The 20,088-nt window shown below is 73.8% G+C and carries 24 protein-coding genes; 4 read left to right on the top strand and 20 right to left on the bottom strand.

The window, feature by feature from the left end:
- Positions 1-179: 179 nt before the first annotated feature.
- Together BUB17_RS01855 and dusB are read right to left on the bottom strand one after the other, a co-directional pair.
- Positions 180-626 carry a hypothetical protein gene (locus tag BUB17_RS01855; protein ID WP_072912159.1) on the bottom strand — a complete coding sequence of 149 codons (447 nt, stop codon included), beginning with the start codon at positions 624-626 and terminating at the stop codon, positions 180-182.
- Positions 627-792: 166 nt separating this feature from the next.
- Entirely contained in the window at positions 793-1,965 is a 1,173-nt protein-coding gene (gene dusB / locus BUB17_RS01850) for a tRNA dihydrouridine synthase DusB (protein ID WP_072912155.1), read from the bottom strand.
- A gap of 56 nt (positions 1,966-2,021) precedes the next feature.
- Between dusB and BUB17_RS01845 the strand changes: the two genes are divergently transcribed.
- Positions 2,022-2,567, top strand: coding sequence for a class I SAM-dependent methyltransferase (locus tag BUB17_RS01845; RefSeq protein ID WP_072912152.1), 546 nt, complete (start codon positions 2,022-2,024; stop codon positions 2,565-2,567).
- Here the strand turns inward: BUB17_RS01845 and vapC are convergent.
- Positions 2,515-2,919 carry a type II toxin-antitoxin system VapC family toxin gene (vapC, locus tag BUB17_RS01840; protein ID WP_072912641.1) on the bottom strand — a complete coding sequence of 135 codons (405 nt, stop codon included), beginning with the start codon at positions 2,917-2,919 and terminating at the stop codon, positions 2,515-2,517. The two genes, BUB17_RS01845 and vapC, sit on opposite strands and share 53 nt — an antisense overlap.
- Positions 2,916-3,146, bottom strand: a complete 231-nt coding sequence (locus BUB17_RS01835) for a type II toxin-antitoxin system VapB family antitoxin (RefSeq protein WP_141242857.1) — start codon at positions 3,144-3,146, stop codon at positions 2,916-2,918. The genes vapC and BUB17_RS01835 overlap by 4 nt, the downstream gene beginning before the upstream one ends.
- A gap of 284 nt (positions 3,147-3,430) precedes the next feature.
- Between BUB17_RS01835 and BUB17_RS01830 the strand changes: the two genes are divergently transcribed.
- On the top strand, positions 3,431-4,006 hold the full coding sequence (locus tag BUB17_RS01830; protein ID WP_175561244.1) for a DinB family protein: 576 nt from the start codon (positions 3,431-3,433) through the stop codon (positions 4,004-4,006).
- A gap of 42 nt (positions 4,007-4,048) precedes the next feature.
- Here BUB17_RS01830 and BUB17_RS01825 read toward each other — a convergent pair whose 3' ends face one another.
- From BUB17_RS01825 to era, 6 genes are all read right to left on the bottom strand, one after another.
- Positions 4,049-5,452: a glycine--tRNA ligase gene (locus BUB17_RS01825; RefSeq protein WP_280173842.1), complete on the bottom strand. Its 1,404-nt coding sequence runs from the start codon at positions 5,450-5,452 to the stop codon at positions 4,049-4,051.
- A gap of 152 nt (positions 5,453-5,604) precedes the next feature.
- On the bottom strand, positions 5,605-6,036 hold the full coding sequence (locus BUB17_RS01820; protein ID WP_141242856.1) for a hypothetical protein: 432 nt from the start codon (positions 6,034-6,036) through the stop codon (positions 5,605-5,607).
- A gap of 62 nt (positions 6,037-6,098) precedes the next feature.
- Complete coding sequence (locus BUB17_RS01815) at positions 6,099-6,392, bottom strand: antibiotic biosynthesis monooxygenase (RefSeq protein WP_072912144.1); 294 nt, start codon at positions 6,390-6,392, stop codon at positions 6,099-6,101.
- A 77-nt stretch (positions 6,393-6,469) separates the two neighbouring features.
- Positions 6,470-7,222: an isoprenyl transferase gene (locus tag BUB17_RS01810; protein WP_208983285.1), complete on the bottom strand. Its 753-nt coding sequence runs from the start codon at positions 7,220-7,222 to the stop codon at positions 6,470-6,472.
- Between the two features lie 16 nt (positions 7,223-7,238).
- Positions 7,239-8,030 (bottom strand): DNA repair protein RecO, encoded by a 792-nt coding sequence (gene recO / locus BUB17_RS01805; protein WP_072912138.1) that lies wholly within the window; start codon positions 8,028-8,030, stop codon positions 7,239-7,241.
- A gap of 104 nt (positions 8,031-8,134) precedes the next feature.
- Positions 8,135-9,061: a GTPase Era gene (era, locus tag BUB17_RS01800; protein WP_072912136.1), complete on the bottom strand. Its 927-nt coding sequence runs from the start codon at positions 9,059-9,061 to the stop codon at positions 8,135-8,137.
- Between the two features lie 58 nt (positions 9,062-9,119).
- On the opposite strand from era, the gene BUB17_RS01795 reads away from it, so the two are divergent.
- Complete coding sequence (locus BUB17_RS01795; RefSeq protein ID WP_072912133.1) at positions 9,120-9,410, top strand: hypothetical protein; 291 nt, start codon at positions 9,120-9,122, stop codon at positions 9,408-9,410.
- 213 nt (positions 9,411-9,623) lie between these two features.
- Here BUB17_RS01795 and BUB17_RS01790 read toward each other — a convergent pair whose 3' ends face one another.
- From BUB17_RS01790 to BUB17_RS01770, 5 genes are all read right to left on the bottom strand, one after another.
- On the bottom strand, positions 9,624-9,956 hold the full coding sequence (locus BUB17_RS01790; RefSeq protein WP_072912130.1) for a cytidine deaminase: 333 nt from the start codon (positions 9,954-9,956) through the stop codon (positions 9,624-9,626).
- Positions 9,957-9,962: 6 nt separating this feature from the next.
- Entirely contained in the window at positions 9,963-11,348 is a 1,386-nt protein-coding gene (locus BUB17_RS01785) for a hemolysin family protein (protein WP_072912127.1), read from the bottom strand.
- Positions 11,345-11,848, bottom strand: a complete 504-nt coding sequence (ybeY, locus tag BUB17_RS01780) for an rRNA maturation RNase YbeY (protein WP_072912121.1) — start codon at positions 11,846-11,848, stop codon at positions 11,345-11,347. Before ybeY ends, BUB17_RS01785 begins: the two co-directional genes overlap by 4 nt.
- A 5-nt stretch (positions 11,849-11,853) precedes the next feature.
- Positions 11,854-13,014 carry a PhoH family protein gene (locus BUB17_RS01775; RefSeq protein WP_244276819.1) on the bottom strand — a complete coding sequence of 387 codons (1,161 nt, stop codon included), beginning with the start codon at positions 13,012-13,014 and terminating at the stop codon, positions 11,854-11,856.
- Positions 13,015-13,171: 157 nt separating this feature from the next.
- Entirely contained in the window at positions 13,172-13,990 is an 819-nt protein-coding gene (locus BUB17_RS01770) for an enoyl-CoA hydratase/isomerase family protein (RefSeq protein WP_072912118.1), read from the bottom strand.
- 43 nt (positions 13,991-14,033) lie between these two features.
- Between BUB17_RS01770 and BUB17_RS01765 the strand changes: the two genes are divergently transcribed.
- On the top strand, positions 14,034-14,504 hold the full coding sequence (locus BUB17_RS01765) for a TspO/MBR family protein (protein WP_072912114.1): 471 nt from the start codon (positions 14,034-14,036) through the stop codon (positions 14,502-14,504).
- 12 nt (positions 14,505-14,516) lie between these two features.
- On the opposite strand, the gene BUB17_RS01760 is transcribed toward BUB17_RS01765, so the two are convergent.
- From BUB17_RS01760 to BUB17_RS01740, 5 genes are all read right to left on the bottom strand, one after another.
- Entirely contained in the window at positions 14,517-14,876 is a 360-nt protein-coding gene (locus tag BUB17_RS01760) for a histidine triad nucleotide-binding protein (RefSeq protein WP_175561242.1), read from the bottom strand.
- Positions 14,877-15,057: 181 nt separating this feature from the next.
- Positions 15,058-15,789 carry an ABC transporter ATP-binding protein gene (locus tag BUB17_RS01755; RefSeq protein WP_072912111.1) on the bottom strand — a complete coding sequence of 244 codons (732 nt, stop codon included), beginning with the start codon at positions 15,787-15,789 and terminating at the stop codon, positions 15,058-15,060.
- A complete protein-coding gene (locus BUB17_RS01750; protein ID WP_072912108.1) occupies positions 15,786-17,618 on the bottom strand; it encodes a branched-chain amino acid ABC transporter ATP-binding protein/permease in 1,833 nt (610 codons plus the stop codon). The genes BUB17_RS01755 and BUB17_RS01750 overlap by 4 nt, the downstream gene beginning before the upstream one ends.
- Positions 17,618-18,493, bottom strand: coding sequence for a branched-chain amino acid ABC transporter permease (locus tag BUB17_RS01745; RefSeq protein WP_072912105.1), 876 nt, complete (start codon positions 18,491-18,493; stop codon positions 17,618-17,620). The genes BUB17_RS01750 and BUB17_RS01745 overlap by 1 nt, the downstream gene beginning before the upstream one ends.
- Positions 18,494-18,595: 102 nt before the next feature.
- Positions 18,596-19,774: an ABC transporter substrate-binding protein gene (locus BUB17_RS01740; protein ID WP_072912102.1), complete on the bottom strand. Its 1,179-nt coding sequence runs from the start codon at positions 19,772-19,774 to the stop codon at positions 18,596-18,598.
- Between the last annotated feature and the right edge of the window lie 314 nt (positions 19,775-20,088).

Here is a 20,088-nt window from a genome sequence, read left to right as displayed (position 1 = left end):
CACGGCCCCGGGACGGTGACACGGGTAGACGTCTCATACGTCCTCTCGGGACCAGACAGCGATCGTGGCTCACCCGTCCGGAACACGCCAGACCGCGGCGCAGAACCGACAGGGCAGCCACCCTTCCGGTGGAAGGAGCCCGGGAGGAGGCGGAGGCGTGGCGGGAAGGGGGTCCTCCGTCAGCCGGCCGAGGTCCCGCAGACGCGGGCGCCCTGCTCGCTGACGACGGTGAGGATCGAGGTGCTGCCGTCGCTCCAGGCGACCTCGACGCGCTGCACCGGTGCGCCGTCCGCCTCGTCGGCGATGGTGCCGGTGATCTCACCGGTGCCGCCCGGGGCGTACTCGGTGGACAGCGCCTCGGGTACCACCCGGGCCCGCTCCTCGGCGCAGAGCAGGCCGTGGGCGGTCTCGACGTCGTCCTGGGCCAGCGCGGCGAGGAAGACGCCGGTGACCTCGCGGGCCTGCTCCTCCGGGCTGCCCTTGACCAGCGGCAGGCCGACGGCCATGCCGACGGCGACGGCGACGGTCCCGCCGATCACCGCGAGGATCAGGGCGCGCGCCGGGCGCGGGGTGCCGGTGTGCAGCGGAGCCGGATCGTCGTCGTAGAGGTAGGGGCCTGTGCTCACGGCTCGACTCCGGTTCCGATCCGCTCCTCGCTCGACGCCGCCAGTCGCCTCCGCGCTCGCTCCGCTCCTCGCTCGCCGGCGCTCGCTGCGATGCTCACGCGCTGACGGCTCCGGGGAGCCCGCTGCGATGCTCCCTCGACCGTCGTCCTCACGGCGCTCATGGCACTCACCCGCCGCTCACGAGCAGTTCGGCCCCGGCCGGCGGCCGGGGGTCGTCGCGGTCGGCCAGCCAGCCCTCGGGCAGCGCCACGGGCCGCGGCGGGCTGGTCCGCCCGCGCGGCTCGCCGAGCACCGACGTCGGATAGGGCTGGTCGGGGATGCCGGCCAGCAGCTCGGCCAGCTCGTCGAGGGCGCTGACCATCGCCAGCGCGCGGCGGACGTCGGAGCCGACGGAGAACCCCTTGAGGTACCAGGCGACGTGCTTGCGGAAGTCGGTGCAGCCGTGCAGCTCGCCCTGCTCCGCGCTCAGCAGCGTGGCGTGCCGGTGCATGACCGCGGCGACCTCGCGCAGCGTCGGCAGCGCGCGGTGGGCCTCCCCGGCGAAGGCGGCGGCGAGGTCGCCGAACAGCCACGGCCGGCCCAGGCAGCCCCGCCCGATGACGACACCGGCGCACCCGGTGCCGGCGACCATCCGCAGCGCGTCGTCGGCCTCCCAGACGTCGCCGTTGCCCAGCACCGGGATGTCGACGGCCTCGACCAGCCGGGCGATGGGCGCCCAGTCGGCGGTGCCGCTGTAGAGCTGGTCGGCGGTGCGCCCGTGCAGGGTGATCGCCGCGGCGCCCTCGTCCTGCGCGATCCGGCCGGCGTCGAGGTAGGTGACGTGGTCGGCGTCGATGCCGATGCGGGTCTTCACCGTGACCGGCACGTCCCTCGCCGCACGCACCGCGGCCCGCACGATGTCGCGGAACAGCACCCGCCGCCACGGGAGCGCCGAGCCGCCGCCCTTGCGGGTCACCTTGGGCACCGGGCAGCCGAAGTTCAGGTCCACGTGCGCGGGGCGGGTGCCGGCGACGCCCTCGTCGACGAGCATCTCCACCGCCCGGCCGACCGTGGCCGGGTCGACGCCGTAGAGCTGGACGGAGAAGGCGTCCTCCTCGTCCGGCGTCGCGCGGACCATCTGCAGCGTCTTCTCGCTGCGCTCGACCAGCGCCCGCGTGGTGATCATCTCGCAGACGTAGAGGCCGGCCCCGAACTCGCGGCACAGCGTGCGGAAGGCCGGGTTGGTGATGCCGGCCATCGGCGCGAGCACCACGGCGGGGTCGACGGTCAGCGCGCCCAGACGCAGCGGAGCGGGGCCGGTCGCGGGGGACGACGGCCGCTCGAGGACGCTGCTGCTCACGGTCCCAGGGTAGGTGGCGAGGTGGGTCACCCGGCCGTGAGAGGGGAGGGCGCCCGGTGCGGTGGACCGACTGGGACCACAACGGCTGGTACCACCGGCTGCTGCTCGCCCAGGTCCCCCCGGACGCCACCCGGGTGCTGGACGTCGGTTGCGGCGCCGGGACGCTGGCCCGCCGGCTCGCCTTCCGGGCCCGCCACGTCGACGGGGTCGACCGCTCCCCGGCGATGATCGCCGCGGCCGGGGAGGCGGCTCCGCCGAACCTGACGCTGCACCGCGCCGACCTGCGGACCGTGGACCTGCCCGCCGGGCGGTACGACGCCGTGATGAGCTCCGCGGTGCTCCACCACCTGCCGCTGCCCGACGTCCTGCCCCGGATGGCCCGCTGGGTGCGGCCGGGAGGTGTCCTGGCGGCGGTGGCCCTCCCCCGCGCCGACCTCCCGCCGCCGCGTGAGCAGTTGCCGTCGTCCCGGTCGGCGTGTCCGACCGAGTCGGCGACCACACCTGCTCCGTCGGCACCGCGGCCCCGGACCCACCGACGCCGACCGGGCATCAGGCAGCCGGCTCCACCACGCGCAGGCCCGTGTGGGCGGCCAGCACCGTGAAGTCGCGGTCCCGGTGGAGGACGGGGACGTCGTGCCGCAAGGCGACAGCTGCGACGAGGCAGTCGTTCACCGAGCGGGGCGTCTCACCGGCCCGCCGGCAAGCCCGGTACAGGGACGCTGCGCGCTCGGCGTCCACCGGCGACTCCTGACGGAGCAGTACCGACCCGGCGAGGAAGCGGCGGAGCCGTTCGGCCTCCTGCTCGTCCGTCGTCCCGACGAGGACCTCCAGGTACACCGCGTCGGTCGTGGCAGCCTCACCGGCACGGATCAGGCTCACCAGCTGATCGACCTCCGGCGCACTGCTGTCACGGAGGAACCCGATCCACACCGAGGTGTCGACCAGGACCGTCACGCGGTCCCCCACTGCTCGGCCAGTTCCTCGCCCTCCTTGCGACGCAGGGCGTCCAGGTCCCCGCCCCAGCCCGCGCCGCGCATGGCCAGCATCTCCTCAGCCGGCATCGGGGCGACCGAGACCTGTCGCAGGGCGAAGTCCACGGCCTCCTTCTTCGTCGCCAGCCCGTAGCGGCGCATGACGCCGGCGACGAGATCGTCGTCGATGTCGATGTTGGTCCGGCCCATGGACCAACAATACACATCGAGGTGTATCATGGTGTGTCGCTTGCGTAGGCGCGGCGCACCCGCTCCATGTTCCGGCGCACGGCGCGCACGGTGATCCCGAGCCGGGCCACGAGGCCTCACCACGCCGGCTGCGGGCCGAGGTCAGCAGCGCCAGCAGCCGTAGCACCCGGTCGGTCCGGTCGGTCCGGTCGGTCCGGTCGGTCCGGTCGGTCCGGTCGGCCACGGCGACACGATGGCCGACGATGCGGACCGATCCTGACCGCATCCGCCCCTAGCGTGCCGCCATGGAGACGACACGGACGACGACGGTGGACTGGACCTCCGAGCTGGTCGAGCAGCTGGACCTGCACTGGCGCACGCAGTTGCGGCCGCGGCTGGCGGGGCTGACCGACGAGGAGTACCGGTGGGAGCCGGTCCGCGGTGCGTGGAACGTCCGCCCGCGCGGCACCGGTTCGGCCCCGATCCAGGCCGGACGAGGCGACTTCACGATCGACTTCGCGCTGCCCGAACCCGATCCGGCACCGGTCACCACCATCGCCTGGCGGATCGGGCACGTGGTCGTCGGCGTCCTCGGCGCCCGCGTGGCCGGCCACTTCGGCGGACCCCCGGTGGACTACGACAGCCACGACTACCCCGGCGACGCGGCCACCGCCCTGGCCCAGCTCGACACCGCCTACGCCGCCTGGACCGCCGGCGTCCGCGGCCTGGACGAGGAGGGCCTGCGACGGCCGTGCGGCCCCGCCGAGGGTCCGTGGGCCGACGCCTCGATGGCGGCGCTCGTGCTGCACATCAACCGCGAGGTGCTGCACCACGGCGCCGAGATCGCACTGCTGCGCGACCTGTACCGCTGGCGCGACTGACCATCTCGTCGGCCATGTCCGCGGACATGGCCGACGAGGTGCTCAGCAGACGGGCAGCCGGGTCTTCAGGTAGGTCTCGACCTGGTCCAGCCCGACGCGCTCCTGGCTCATCGAGTCCCGCTCCCTGACGGTCACCGCGTCGTCGGTCAGGGTGTCGAAGTCGACGGTGAGGCAGAACGGCGTCCCGATCTCGTCCTGCCGCCGGTACCGGCGCCCGATCGCGCCGGCGTCGTCGAAGTCGACGTTCCAGCTCCGCCGCAGCTCCGCCGCCAGGTCCCGCGCCTTCGGCGACAGGTCGGCGTTGCGCGACAGCGGCAGGACGGCGGCCTTCACCGGCGCCAGCCGCGGGTCCAGCCGCAGCACGGTGCGGGTGTCCACGCCGCCCTTGGCGTTGGGCGCCTCGTCCTCGGTGTAGGCCTCGACGAGGAAGGCCATCAGCGAGCGGGTCAGGCCGGCGGCCGGCTCGATGACGTACGGCGTCCAGCGGGTGTTGGTGCCCTGGTCGAAGTAGCTGAGGTCGGCGCCGGAGTGCTCCGAGTGGGTCTTCAGGTCGAAGTCGGTGCGGTTGGCGATGCCCTCGAGCTCCCCCCACTCCGAGCCCTGGAAGCCGAAGCGGTACTCGATGTCGACCGTGCGCGTCGAGTAGTGCGAGAGCTTCTCCTTCGGGTGCTCGTAGTGCCGCAGGTTCGCCGGGTCGATGCCCAGGTCGGTGTACCAGCGGGTGCGCTCGTCGATCCAGTACTGGTGCCACTGCTCGTCGGTGCCGGGCTCGACGAAGAACTCCATCTCCATCTGCTCGAACTCGCGCGTGCGGAAGATGAAGTTGCCGGGGGTGATCTCGTTGCGGAAGGACTTGCCGATCTGGCCGATGCCGAACGGCGGCTTCTTCCGCGCCGCGCCCATGACGTTCGCGAAGTTGACGAAGATGCCCTGCGCGGTCTCCGGGCGCAGGTAGTGCAGGCCGGACTCGTCCTCGACCGGGCCGAGGTACGTCTTCAGCATCATGTTGAAGTCGCGCGGCTCGGTCCACGCCCCCTTGGTGCCGCAGTTGGGGCAGGCGATGTCGCCCAGGCCGTTCTCCGGCGCCCGGCCCTTCCGCGCCTCGAACTCCTCCTCCAGGTGGTCGGCCCGGAAGCGCTTGTGGCAGTTCTGGCACTCGGTGAGCGGGTCGGTGAAGACGCCGACGTGGCCCGAGGCGACCCACACCTGGCGCGGCAGGACCACCGAGGAGTCCAGGCCGACGATGTCGTCACGGCCCTGGACGACGGTGCGCCACCACTGCCGCTTGATGTTCTCCTTGAGCTCGGTGCCCAGGGGCCCGTAGTCCCAGGCGGAGCGGGTGCCGCCGTAGATCTCGCCCGACGGGAAGACGAACCCCCGTCGCTTGCAGAGGTTCACCACCTTGTCGAGGCGGGCGGGGTCGTGCTTGGCGGTGCTGTCGCTCACGGCGAGGGGCTCCATCCGGCTGGCGGTCGGCGGGTTGACCCGTCCACGGTAGTTGCCACCGCTCGTCCGCTCCCCCGCCGCCCGGCCGGAGTCCCGGCGCGAGCCGCCCGGCGGCGGCTCACCCGCTGCCAACGGTGCGGAACAGCGGGAGGTCAGCGAGGAACCGTGCCGCCGGACCACCCGACGAGGTCGCCGTCCACCCGCAGGTGCGCGTCGAGGAACTGGATGCCGCCGTCGATCGTCGCGCCCTGCCACAGCATGACCAGCAGGACCGCGCCGAGCACGACGAGCGCGAGCACGACGGCGAGGATCCACGGCCAGGTGCGCCGGCGCCGTCGGGACCTCGGCCCGACGGTGACCCCGGCCGGCGGCGGACCGCCGAGCTCCAGCGTGCGGTCCGGATCGCCCCGTGACGGGCGGTCGAGATGGACGGTCGGGTCGTCCTGGCGGACCGGAGGCGTCGTCAACTCACCGCGCGCCAGCTGTGCCCGCACCGCGCGACCGGGCACCGGAGGAGGGCCGACCTGCACGGTGGGGTCTGCGGACGTCCGGGGTGTCGTATCGTCCCGCCTGGGCTCGCTCATCGCGCGTCCTCCGTGATCGACACCGGGTGTCTCGACACGGTGCATGCCCACCGGGGGCCGGATCACCCCTCGGAGGCCTGCTCCCCCGGGACGTAGGCGCCCGGCTCGTCGAGGGCGTACAGCCACACCGGCGCGCCGGCGAGCTTCACCTCCGCGGCCGACAGCGCCCGGCGGTAGGCGCCGACGCCGTCCCACCGGGTGACCAGCGCCCACAGGCCGGCGTCGTCGGTGCAGCGGCCGAGCTCGCCGTCCCGGTACCCGGGGCGGGCGGCGAGCGCGGCCAGCAGGACGTCGGCGGCGGCGGCGAACCCGGCCGCGTCGGTCCCGGGGATCCGCAGCCGGGTCACCACGAACACGTCGGTCTCCTCTCGGTGCGGCCCCGTCCCGGGCGCGACCCTGCGCCTGCGGAGGGTGGGGAGGACGGGGTCCTCTCTCAGGCGCTGCCGAAGCGGCGCTGGCGCGAGGCGTACTCCTCGCAGGCGGCCCACAGGTGCCGGCGGTCGAAGTCGGGCCACAGCGTGTCGAGGAAGACGAACTCGGCGTAGGCCGACTGCCACAGCAGGAAGTTGCTGGTGCGGTTCTCCCCGGAGCTGCGCACGAACAGGTCGACGTCGGGCATGTCCGGCTCGTCGAGGAACCGGGCGACGGTGCCCTCGTCGACCTTCGCGGGGTCGAGCCGGCCCGCCGCGACCTCGCGGGCGATGGCCGCGGCGGCATCGGCGATCTCTGCCCGGCCGCCGTAGTTGACGCACATGGTCAGTGTCAGGACGTCGTTGTCGCGGGTGAGCTCCTCGGCGACCTCGAGCTCCTTGATCACGCTGCGCCACAGCCGCGGCCGGCGGCCGGCCCAGCGCACCCGCACCCCGAGCTCGTGCATCTCGTCGCGGCGGCGACGGATGACGTCGCGGTTGAAGCCCATGAGGAAGCGGACCTCGTCGGGGCTGCGCCGCCAGTTCTCGGTGGAGAAGGCATAGGCGCTGATCGCCGTGACCCCCAGCTCGATCGCGCCCTCGACGCAGTCGAACAGCGAGAACTCGCCCGCCTCGTGCCCGGCGGTACGCGGCAGCCCGCGCTGGTTGGCCCAGCGACCGTTGCCGTCCATCACGATCGCGACGTGACCGGGCACCTTGTCCGGCGGCAGCTGCGGTGGACGGGCCCCCGACGGATGCGGGTTCGGGGCCTTCACCGCACGCCGCCCGACCTCACGCCTCACTCAGCAGACCTGCTTCCCGGCGCGGCGCCGTCGGTTCGGACCGGTCGACCAGCGGCAGCGAGCGCAGCCCGCGCTCCAGGTGCCACTGGAGCAGCGCGGCGACCAACCCGCTGCCCTCGCGGCGGTTGGTCGTCTGGCTGGCCTCGGCGGCGTGCCAGTCACCGGTGAGCAGCGCGTCGAGCAGTTCGATGGTGGCCGGGTTGGGCATCGCCGAGCCGGTCGGGCGGCAGGGCGGGCAGACCATGCCGCCGGCGGGCACCGAGAAGTGCCGGTGCGGACCCTCCTCACCGCAGCGGGCGCAGCCGCCGAGCGCCGGCTCCCACCCGGCGACCGACATCCCCCGCAGCAGGAAGGCATCGAGCACCAGGCCCGCCGGGTGGGTGCGCTCGGACAGCGCCCGCAGCGCCCCGATGACGAGGAGGAACAGCCGCAGCGAGGGCTCCTTCTCCTCGGCGGTGAGCCGGTCGGCGGTCTCCAGCACCGCGGTGCCGGCGGTGTAGGCCGGGTAGTCGGCGACGATCGACTGGCCGTAGGCGCGGATCGACTCGGCCTGGCTGACGATGTCGAGCGTGCGGCCGGTGTAGAGCTGCAGGTCGACGTGGCTGAACGGCTCCAGCCGTGCGCCGAACTTGCTCTTGGTGCGGCGCACGCCCTTGGCGACCGCGCGCACCTTGCCGTGCCGGCGGGTGAGCACCGTGATGATGCGGTCGGCCTCCCCCAGCTTCTGGGTGCGCAGGACGATGCCCTCGTCCCGGTACAGGGACTTGTGGGTGGTGGACATCAGTGGCTGCACCTCCTGGCGCCGGCTCGCTCCGCTCCTCGGTCGCTGTCCCCCGCGAGCGGGAGGTGCCCCCGGCACACAGCGATGCTCACTCCGCCGCCGCCTCAGTAACCGAGCCGGTTGAGCTTCTTGGGATCGTCCTGCCACTCGCCGAGCACCGTGACGTGCAGGTCCAGGTGCACCCGGGCGTCGAGCAGCGCCTCGATGCCGGGCCGGGCCTCGCTGCCGATCGCCTTGATGATCTGCCCGCCCCTGCCGAGCAACATCGGCTTCTGGCTGGGGCGCTCACAGTGCAGCAGCGCGTGGACCTCGACCAGCTCGCCGCCGTCCCGCTTGGGGTCGGGCCGGCGGGTCATCTCCTCGATCGTGACCGCGAGGGAGTGCGGCACCTCCTGGAACACCTTCTCCAGCGCGGCCTCGCGGACCAGCTCGGCGATCTGCCGCTCGACGTCCTCGTCGGTGGTCTGCTCCTCCGGGTACAGCGGCGGACCCTCAGGCAGCAGGCCGATCAGCAGGTCCTCCAGCAGCTCCACCTGGTCGCCCCGCACGGCGCTCACCGGCACGACCTCGGCAGCCTCGACCAGCTGGCTGGCGGCCAGCAGCTGCTCGGCGACCTGCTTCTTCGACGCGGCGTCGGTCTTGGTCACGACCACGACGACGGGCGCCTCCACCTCGCGCAGCTGGCGGGCGATGAACCGGTCGCCGGTGCCGACGGGCTGGTCGGCCGGCACGCAGAAGACGACGACGTCGACCTCGGACAGGGTGTCGCGGACGACGTCGTTGAGCCGGCGGCCCAGCAGGCTCTTCGGCTTGTGCAGGCCCGGGGTGTCGACGAGCACGAGCTGGCCGCCCGGCCGGTGGACGACGCCGCGGATGGCGTGCCGCGTGGTCTGCGGGCGGTTGCTGACGATGCCGACCTTCTCGCCGACCAGCGCGTTGGTCAGCGTGGTCTTGCCCGCGTTGGGGCGGCCCACCAGACAGGCGAAACCGCTGCGGTACGGCGGCTGGTCCGGCGGCGTCACGTCCCCCATCCTCCCATCCGGGGACGACACCTCCGCGCCGCCCGGGACGGTGGGGAGGATCGGGTCCGTGGCGGGACGCAGACGGCGGGAGCCGGACGGGCCGACGGCCGAGCGGACGGCGCGGGAGCGGCTGGCCGTCCTCGTCCTGTCGACGACCCGGCTGGCCGGCTCGGACGCCGGGGTCTCCTCCGACGTCGCCGGCCTGCACGGGGCGTGGTCCCGGCACGTGCTCGGCACCAGCCAGGTGCTGGAGGTGCGCCGCGGCACCCCGCCGGCGGACCGGCCGGAGTCCGCCCAGCGCGGGTGCTGGTGGCCGGGGCGGACTCCGGCCAGTCGCGGTCCGGCACCTCCCGGATGACGGCACGACGGAGCAGGCGTTGACCACGCGCGTCCGCGACCCGGAGGTGTTCGCCGAGGCCCTCGGCCGGCCGCTGGGCTGAGCCAGGGCCGACCCAGCAGGTCGCCCGGCGATCCTCCACCCCTGCTCACCGGTGGAAGCAGGGGTGGAGGACGGCGGAGGACACCTGCCCAGTCAGCGGGGCCGACGAGCAGCCGGCCGCCCACGCGTGGGTCAGACGGTGGTGCGCAGGGCGCCGTCCGGGGCGGCGAGGTGCACCGGGGCGGACGGTGCGAGGTCGTGGACGGCGGCCAGCCCGGCCTGCTCGACCGTGTCGGCGGCCGAGACGACGGCGGCCGCCTCCAGGCCCTGCACCCCACTGGCGACGGCGGCGGCCACGGCGGCCTGCAGGGCGGAGAGCTGCAGGGACGGCAGCGAGACGGTGGCCGCGAGGTAGGTGCGGCCGTCGGTGTCGCGGACCGCCGCACCCTCGGGAGCACCGGTGCGGCCACGCGCAGAGCGGGCCAGGGTGACGAGCTTGGCGTCCTCGGGCTGCAGGGCACTCACGGGAGGTCAGCCTTCCACGGCGCCGGCGGGCTCCTCGACACGGGTGGCACCGGAGGTCGTGGCTCCTGAGGCGGTCGCCCCGTGGGCCTGCGGCTCCTCACCGTCGGCGGGCTCGTCCTCCTCGGGCACCCGGCAGACCAGGATGGTGTCGATCCGGTTGCGTCGTCCGCCGGTGCTCTCGGCGACCAGCCGCAGCCCGGCGACCTCGGCCTGCGAGCCCTCGATCGGCACCACGCCGAGTTCCCGGGCGAGCAGCCCGCCGACGGTCTCGACGTCGTCGTCCTTGGGCAGCTCGACGTCGAAGAGCTCGGCGAGGTCCTCGACCGGCAGCCGGGCGGTGATGCGCACGGAGCCGTCGGACAGCTCCTCGACCGGGGGCCGCTGGAAGCGGTCGTGCTCGTCGGCGATCTCGCCGACGATCTCCTCGAGGATGTCCTCGATCGTCACCAGCCCGGCGAAGCCGCCGTACTCGTCGACGACGATCGCGATGTGGATGCGTTGGGCCTGCATGTCCCGCAGCAGCTCGTCGACCGGCTTGGACTCCGGCACGAACGTCGGCGGGCGCATGAGCTCCTCGACCCGCACGTCGTTGCGGACGTCCCGGCCGCCCTGGGTCCGGCGGATGAGGTCCTTGAGGTAGATGACCCCGACGACGTCGTCGACGTTCTCGCCGATGACGGGGATGCGGCTGAAGCCGCTGCGCAGGGACAGCGCCAGCGCCTGCCGCAGGGACTTGTTCCGCTCGATCCAGACGACGTCGGTGCGCGGCACCATGACCTCGCGGGCGATGGTGTCGCCCAGCTCGAACACCGAGTGGATCATGTTGCGCTCACCGGACTCGACGACGCCGCGCTCCTCGGCCATGTCGACCAGCTCGCGCAGCTCGACCTCGGAGGAGAACGGCCCGTCGCGGAAGCCGCGACCCGGGGTGATCATGTTGCCGACCAGGATCAGCAGCGTGGCGATCGGCCCGAGCACGCGCCCCAGCAGCCGGACCACGCCGGCGCCGGCCAGCGCGGTGCCGTAGGCGTGCTGGCGGCCCAGCGTGCGCGGCCCGACGCCGACCAGCACGTAGCTGACGACGGTCATCACCCCGGCGGCGACCAGCACCGGCTGCCAGCCGCCGCCCCAGATCCGGTAGAGGACGACCGCGACCAGGGTGGCGGCCACCATCTCGCAGGCGATCCGCAGCAGGAGCAGCAGCGCCACGTGCCGGGCCCGCTCCGCGACGACCTCGGAGAGCACGCCGGCCCGCTTGACGCCGTCCCGCCGCATCTCGTCGACGCGCGCCTTGGACACCCGCTGCAGCGCGGCGTCCATCGCGCCGAACAGGCCGGCGAGCGGGATCAGGCAGACGGCGATCACCAGCAGGGTGATCTCGCCGGAGGTCATCGCTGGACCGGCCCCCGGTCGACGGCCGCACCGGTCATCGGCGCGCGCGGCGCGGCGCGCCAGCCGTCGAGCAGCTTGGACTGCAGGCCGAACATCTCCTTCTCCTGGTCGGGCTCCATGTGGTCGTAGCCCAGGAGGTGCAGCACGCCGTGCGTGGCCAGCAGGGTCAGCTCGTCGTCCATCGTGTGCCCGGCCGCGCGGGCCTGGCGGATGGCGACCGAGGGGCACAGCACGACATCGCCGAGCAGGGCCGGGCCCGGGTCGGGCTCGTCGGGCCGGCCGGTGTCCAGCTCGTCCATCGGGAAGGCGAGGACGTCGGTCGGCCCCTTCTCCCCCATCCAGCGCTCGTGCAGCGTGCTCATGTAGTCCGGGTCGACGCAGAGCACCGACAGCTCGGCCATCGGGTTGACGCCCAGCTCCGCCAGCACGTACGTGCAGATGGCGGCGAGGGCGGACTCGTCGACGGCGATCTCGGACTCGTTGGCGACCTCGACCGGCACGGCGCTCAACCCCCCTGGCGGCGCGGCCGCGCGGGCCGGGCCGGCTGCTGCTGGGCAGCCGCCGGACGCTGGTTGTTCGCGGTGTCCCAGCGCTCGTAGGCGTCGACGATGTCGCCGACCAGCCGGTGCCGGACGACGTCGGCACTGGTCAGGTTCATGAACTTCACGTCCTCGATGCCGTCGAGGATCTCGCGGACGATCCGCAGCCCGCTCTGCGCACCGCCGGGCAGGTCGACCTGGGTGACGTCACCGGTGACCACGATCTTCGATCCGAAGCCGAGCCGGGTGAGGAACATCTTCATCTGCTCGGCGGTGGTGTTCTGCGCCTCGTCGAGGATGACGAACGCGTCGTTGAGCGTACGCCCGCGCATGTAGGCCAGCGGCGCCACCTCGATGGTGCCCGACTGCATCAGCCGCGGGATCGACTCCGGGTCGACCATGTCGTGCAGCGCGTCGTACAGCGGCCGCAGGTAGGGGTCGATCTTCTCCGACAGCGTGCCGGGCAGGTACCCGAGCCGCTCGCCGGCCTCGACGGCCGGGCGGGTGAGGATGATCCGGTTGACCTGCTTGGTCTGCAGCGCCTGCACGGCCTTGGCCATCGCCAGGTAGGTCTTGCCGGTGCCGGCGGGGCCGATGCCGAAGACGATGGTGTGCGCGTCGATCGCGTCGACGTAGCGCTTCTGGTTCAGCGTCTTGGGCCGGATCGTGCGCCCGCGGCGGCTGATGATGTCGAGGCTGAGGACGTCGGCCGGCCGCTCGGAGCCGCCGGCGCGCAGCATCCCGATGACGCGGCGCACCGAGTCCGGGCGCAGCACCTGGCCGGTGCCGAGCAACGCGATGAGCTCGTCGAACACCGCGACGGCGAACGCGTTGTCGGCCGGCTGGCCGGTCACCGCGATCTCGTTGCCGCGCACGTGGACGTCGGTGTCGACCTCGTTCTCCACGAGGCGCAGCAACTCGTCGCCGGAGCCGAGCAGGGCGACCATCGACACGGAGTCGGGAACGGTGATCGTGGTCCGGACGGCGGCCGGGCCGGAGTTCCCGAGGCCCGCCGCGGCCGGAGCGGGCGAACCGGGGTGACCGTCGATGGTGGCAGCCTGCGCCGAGGCCTCACGGGACGTGGGCGGCGCTCCGGGCACGGGGACGTTCGGGGAGGAGTCGGGCAAGAACCCTCGACCCTGCCTTCCTGCGAGAGGAGGTGTGGACCCGTCGAGTCTACCCGCGCCCGGAGACCCGGAACCGCCGTCCGGACGGCCGCCCACCTGCCCGAGCAGGTGACCTCCCCCGGTCCGTCAGCAGGAGTCCCCGGACCACCGCGGGACGTCAGCGCCCGGCGTAGGTAGCCCTCCCCGGTCCGTCGGCGAGGAAGGAGGAGACCGCGCCGCGCAGGTCCGCGGTGGCGAACAACGCACCGGAGACGCCGGGCACCAGGTCGTCGGCGGCCCGCGCCCCCTGCCGGACGGCGGTGGTGACCAGCTGCTTGGTCGCGGCGTGCGCGACCGTCGGGCCGGCAGCCACCTGGTGGGCGTAGGCGCGGGCGGCCTCGGCGAAGCCGTCGTCGGGGAGGACCCGGTTGACCACGTTCCACCGCTCCAGGACGGCGGCCGGGTAGCGCTCGCCGGTGAAGACGAGCTCCTTGGCCCGTGCCGACCCGGCCCGCTCCGCCAGCCGCTGCGGCCCGCCCATCGACGGGGTCAGCCCGACCACGATCTCGACCAGCCCGAACGACGCCCGCTCGGCGGCCAGCAGGACGTCGCAGGCCAGCGCCAGCTCGAACGCGGCGGTGAGGGTCAGCCCGTGGGCGGCGAAGACGGTCGGCACCGGAAGGTGCTCGACCGTCTGCGCCACCCGCAGCAGCCGCCGCCAGAGGTCGGCGCCGCGCTCGGCGGGCTCGGGACCCTCCGCGATGTCGCGGAACACCGTGACGTCGACGCCACCGGAGACAACCTTCCCGCGCGCCTCGACCAGCACCGCCCGGGCCCGCGCGGGGTCGGCCGGGTCGGTGAGCCGGACCAGCTCGTCGGCGACGGCCTCGACCGCGTCGAACACGGGGGCGTCGAAGAGGTTCAGCGGCGGGGAGTCCAGGACGACGACGGCGACGTCGCCGTCCCGCTCGATGCGCACGGGTGCGGGATCGGTCATGTGCGGCAGCCTGGCAGACCGGGGATCCGGGTACCGGGCACGCATGACGGACCGCTCCCCCTACGCCCTGACCTCGGCCGCCGTCGCCGCCACCGCCGTGCTGGGCGGGATCGGCACGGCGCCCGGCACCCGCTGGTACCGGCAGCTCGACAAGCCGCCGTGGCAGCCGCCGGGATGGGCCTTCGGCCCGGCGTGGACGGTGCTCTACGTCCTGCTCGCCGTCGCGGGCGGCCGGGCGCTCACCGTCGCCGCGGCGCCGGCGCGGCGCCGCTACCTGCGGGCCTACCTGGCCAACCTGGCGCTCAACGCCGGCTGGACCTGGCTGTTCTTCCGTGGCCGGCGACCGGCGGTCGCCACGGCCGAGGCCGTGCTCCTGGCCGTGTCGACGGCCGACCTCGCGCGCCGTTCCGGGGTGCTGGACCGCCGGGCCGGCGCCGCGCTGGTGCCCTACGGGGCGTGGACGACGTTCGCGGCCGCGCTGACCGCGTCGATCGCGCGCCGCAACCCGCGCTGACCGTCGGGTCGCTCAGCCGGGCGGCCAGTGCAGGTCGCGGCCGCCGAGGACGTGCAGGTGGAGGTGGTGCACGGTCTGCCCGGCAGCAGGGCCGGTGTTGGTGACGACGCGGTAGCCGGGCTCGACGCCGTCCCCGGTCACGAGGCCCTCCTGGACCGCCACCGCCGACGCCGCCCGGACGACGGCGCCGAGCAGGTCGGGATCGGCCTGCGCCAGCGCGGCCACCGTCGGGTGGTGGTCCTTGGGGATCACCAGCACGTGGGTCGGCGCCTGCGGGTTGATGTCCCGGAAGGCCAGCGTCCGGTCGGTCTCGTGCACGACGTCGGCCGGGATCTCGCCGGCGACCATGCGGCAGAAGAGGCAGTCGGTCACGCGCCGACCCTAAGAGGACCCCCTCCTCCCCGCCCCTCGCAAGCTCGGGGCGGTGCCCTGGAGGGGGCCGCCCGTCCTCCCCTCGGAGGACCCTCGCGCCCCCGCCACTCGCAGGCTCGCGGCGGGACCCTGCACGAGGGCCGTCAGGGCTCGGGGCGGTGCCCGGGACGGGGCCGGGGCGTCACCGCTGGCCGGGCGGGCCCTCGATCCCCAGGTAGGCCTGCACGATGCGCTCGTCGGCGAGCAGCCCGGCCGCCGGGCCGGAGTGCACGACCTCGCCGCTCTGCAGCACGTAGCCGTGATCGGCCGCGCGGAGCGCCCGGCGGGCGTTCTGCTCGACGAGCACCACGGTGGTCCCCGACGCCCGGATCTCCTCGATCACCCGGAAGACCTCGTCGACGATCTTGGGCGCGAGCCCCATGGACGGCTCGTCCATGAGCACGACCGCCGGCGCGGCCACCAGGGCGCGGGCGATGGCGAGCATCTGCTGCTCGCCGCCGGAGAGCGCACCGGCGGGCAGCGCCCGGCGCTCGGCCAGCACCGGGAAGCGGTCGTACACCGCGTCGATCGACCGCTGCGCGGTCCCGCGGGTGTGCCACGCGCCCATCTGGAGGTTCTCCTCGATGGTGAGCGTGGCCAGGATCTGCCGCCCCTCGGGGACCTGCACGAGCCCGCGGCCCACCAGCTTGTGGGCGGGGGTCCGGGTCACGTCCCGCCCCTGGAAGGTGATCCGCCCGCCCGCCGGGCGCAGCAGCCCCGAGACGGCGTTGATGACCGAGGACTTCCCGGCGCCGTTGGCCCCGACCAGGGTCACCAGGGAGCCCTGCTCGACGGCGAAGGAGACCCCGCGGACGGCCTCGACCCGGCCGTAGCTGACCCGCAGGTCCTCCACGCTCAGGATGGGGGTGCTCACGTCGCGTTCCTCGGGGTGGTGTCCGGGATGTCGAGCGTGCCGGCCGCGCTCGGGTCCACGTTGGTGACGGCGTCGGGCGTGGCGGCGCCGCTGCTCCCGGTCGGGTCGGCCAGGGTCCCGTCGGCGACCGACCGCCCGCCCGGATCGTCGTCCGCCGTGCCGAGGTAGGCCTCGATCACGGCCGGGTCGGCGGCGATCTGCGCCGGCGTGCCGCTGGCGATGACCTCGCCGAAGTCGAGGACGACGACCCGCGTGCAGGTCTCCAGGACCATGCCGACGTTGTGCTCGATGAACAGGATCGTCAGCCCGCCCTGCGCCAGCGACCGGATGAGCTCGGACAGCTGCGCGGCCTCGACGTGGTTCATGCCGGCCGCCGGCTCGTCGAGGATGAGCAGCGAGGGTTCCGCGGCGAGCGCGCGCGCGATCTCCAGCCGGCGCTGGTCGCCGTAGGACAGCGACGACGCCCGGTTGCCCGCCAGCTCGCCCAGCCCCACCCGCCGGAGGCAGCGGGCCGCGTGCTCGAGGGCCGCCCGCTCGTCGCGCCGGGCCGAGGGCAACCACAGCAGGCGGCGCAGGAAGGTCGGTCGGCTGACCAGGTGTGCGCCCACGAGCACGTTCTCCAGCGCCGACAGCCGGTTGAACAGCTTGGAGTGCTGGAAGGTCCGGCTCACCCCGGCCGCCGCCACGCGGTGCACCGGGGTCCGCCCGATCGTCGTCCCGAGCACCGTGGCGCTGCCCGAGCTGGGCGGCACCAGGCCGCTGATCATGTTCACCAGGGTGGTCTTGCCCGCACCGTTCGGACCGATCAGACCCACGACCTCGCCGCTGCGGATCTCCAGGTCGACGCCCCGGACGGCGTGCACCCCGCCGTACTCCTTGGCCAGGCCGGTCAGGCTGACCACCGTCTCCCCGGCGGCCGGGTGCGCGCGGGCGGCCAGCCGCGGCGCGGGGTCGGCGGCACCGCCCGGGCCGCCCGACGAGGACGGGACGCGGGTGCGCCGCGGGATCAGGCTGGTCAGCCCGCCCGGCAGGAAGAGGATCACCACGAGCAGCAGCAGGCCGGCGAGGAAGGGGCGGATCCAGCCCGCCTCCACCCCGACCGCCCGCTGGATCTCGGGGATCATCGTCTGGAACCCGCTGCCCAGGATCGGGCCGAGGAACATGGTGGAGCCGCCGACCACGGCGGTGACCAGGCCGTCCACGGCCGCGGTGAAGTCGAAGTCGCTGGGTGCGATGAGCCGGACGTAGTAGGCGAACAGCACGCCGTACAGCCCGGCCACGGCGCCGGAGGTGACGAAGGCGGCGAGCCGGTGGCGGCCCACGTCGATGCCCATGGACCGGGCGGCGAGCTCGTCCTCCCGGATGGCCTCGAGCGCCCGGCCGTACCGGGAGCGGCCCATCCGCCAGAACCAGTACGCGACGACGGCCAGCGCCGTCCAGGCCATCCCGACGGTGAGGATGCGCGGCACCGCCAGCCCCTGCGCGCCGCCGGTCCACTCCTGGTTGAGCAGCACGACCCGCACCGCCTCGGCGAACCCGAGCGTGGCGATGGCGAGGAAGACACCCCGCAGGTGCATCGTCGGCAGGCCCAGCACCACGGAGGCGACGGCGCCGACGGCCATGCCGATGACGACGGCGGTCAGCAGTGCGGGCACGTCGCCGACGTCGTCCCCGCTGGGCGCGAGGGTGGCGGCCGAGAAGGCCGCCACGGAGGCGAACCCGGCCTGACCGAGACTCAGCTGCCCGGCGATCAGGACGGCGTAGAACGAGTAGGCGAAGATCGCCCCGAGGGCGATGAAGGTCAGCGTGGTGGCGTACTGGGCGAGCATCAGACCTCGCGGACCTTCCGGGCGCCGAGCAGGCCCTGCGGGCGCACCAGCAGGATCAGGAACAGCAGCCCGAAGGCGATCACGTCACGCCAGGACGACCCGATGTACTGGACGGCGAACACCTCGGCCAGTCCCAGCACGAGGCCGCCGATGAGCGCTCCGGGCAGCGAGCCCATGCCGCCGACGATGATGACGGCCAGCCCCTTGAGCTCGATGGCCGAGCCCATGCCGAGCTGGGCGGTGTTCACGTTGATGGCGAACAGCACGCCGGCGACCGCTCCCAGCGCCGAGGAGATGGCGAAGGTGACGGCCGTGATCCGGTCGACGTCCACACCGAGCACGCGGGCCGCGGTCGGGTTCTCCGCGACGGCGCGCATGCCGCGGCCCAGGCGGGTCCTGGTGACCATGTACGTCAGCCCGACCATGAGCGCGAGGGAGACGGCCAGGATCACCACCTGCGCCAGGGTCACCTGCGCGCCGGCCACCTCGAACCGGGTGTCCGGGAAGGACCCGGGCGGGAACCGGCGGGTGTCCGGGCCGTAGCGCCACTGCAGCAGGGCGATCAGCATCCCGGCCAGGGCGATCGAGGAGATCAGCCCCGCGAAGTGCGCGTCGGCCCGGCCCTTGAGCGGCCGGAACGCCAGCCGCTCGATCACCAGGCCGAGCACCGCGCCGAAGACGAACACGACGGGCAGCGCCGCCCACAACGACAGCCCGCCCCGCTCGACCAGCTCGATGCCCACGAAGGCCGAGGCGGCGAACACCGCGGGGTGGGCCAGGTTCAGCCGGTCCAGGATCCCGAAGACCAGGGTGAAACCGATGGCGAACAACGCGTAGATCGAACCGATGAAGATGCCGTTGAGGAGCTGCTGCACAGCCGTTCCTGTCTGGTGGTGTGTGCGGGTACCGGCCCACCGGCGCGGGAGGCGCCGGGAGCCCCCTCCGGCCGGGTGGACCGGCCGGAGGGGGCTGCCGGGTCACTCCAGGACGGCGAACGTCCCGTCGCGGACGACCTGCACGACGGCCGGGTGGACGGCGTCCCGGTTCTCGTCGATGGAGAACTCGCCGAGCACGGTCGGGACGTTCTCCAGCTCGCCCAGCGCCTGCTTGAGGCTCTCGCGGTCGGCGGCGCAGTTGGCGCGGACGGCCTGGTCGACGAGCATCAGGCCGGCGTAGGCCTGGGCGGCGAACTGGTCGGGCTGCGCGCCGTGCTCGGCCTCGAAGTCCGCCAGGAAGGCGGTGTTCTCGGGGTTGTCGGAGGCGGAGTTCCACGCCGCACCGACGACGACACCCTCGGCCGCCTGGCCCGCGTCGGCCATCAGGCGCGGGTTGTTGAACCCGTTGCCCCCGATGATCGGCACGTCGATGCCCAGCTCGCGGGCCTGGGTCACCAGCGGGATGGCGGCTTCGATCAGCGCCGAGACGACGATCGCGTCGGGGTCGCTCTGCTGGGCCTGGGTGAGCAGGGCGCGGAAGTCGGTGTCGGCCTTGGAGAAGGTGATCGTCTCGCTCACCGTGACGCCCTGCTCCTCCAGCGCGGCCGCGAAGGCCTGGTAGCCGGACTCGGTGAACGCGTCGTCGTTGCTGTACATCACGACCACGTCCTGCAGCCCGAACTCCTCGGTGGCCGTGGCGATGGTCTGCGGGATCACCGCCTGCTCGGTGAGCGAGTTCCGGAAGATGTAGTCGCCGATCTCCGTGACCCCGGCGGCGGTGTTGGAGATGCCGAGCACCGGGACCCCCGCCTCCTGGGCGATCGGGTCGGCCTGCACCGCGGCGTTGGACAGGGTCGGACCGATGATGAGGCTCACGCCGTCGTTCACGAACTGGTCGAACAGGGTGATGCCCTGCCGCGGGTCGGTCTGGTCGTCCTCGATCCGCAGGTCGTAGGTGACGCCGCCCTTCTCGGCCAGCTGCGCGGCAGCCAGCTCCAGCCCGCGCTGCTGGGACTCGCCATAGCTGGCCGCGGCGCCGGTCAGGCTGAGCACGGCGCCGATGGGCACCTCGCCCTCGATGGTGCAGGAGTCCCCGGTCCCCTCGCCGGCGAGCTCGCCCGAGGCAGCCGTACCGCCGCCGCCTCCGTCGCCGGAGCCGCAGGAGGCGAGGACGAGGACCGCCGCGGTGGCCGCGGCGGCGGTGCTGAACGAAACGCGCATGTCTCTCCCCTGGTCGTGCACGGCGGCCGCGCCGGCCCGGCGGGGCCGCGTCGCGGCCCGGCGACCGGCCGGGGACCGGGCCCCTCCGCGCGGACGTCGTGGGGCCGGCCGGTGTCCGGGCGACCCGTGGCAGCCGACACAGTAAGCACCCGCGCGCAGTGGTCCGCCGCGGGGCCGGACCACCGTGCCCAGAACGTGACCTGAGCGGTCGCGGCCGGGACCGTCCGGCGCGGCAGGGCCACGCGCGGTACAGGATGGAGGCCCCGTTCCCGTTCCCCGGAGGTCTCCCCGTGCCCGCACCCTTCCCCTGCTCG

This window comes from Geodermatophilus obscurus (assembly GCF_900143215.1).
GTDB lineage: Bacteria > Actinomycetota > Actinomycetes > Mycobacteriales > Geodermatophilaceae > Geodermatophilus > Geodermatophilus obscurus_A.
Note: the sequence above shows the minus strand (reverse complement) of the source record. Positions and strands in the feature narration are given on the sequence as shown.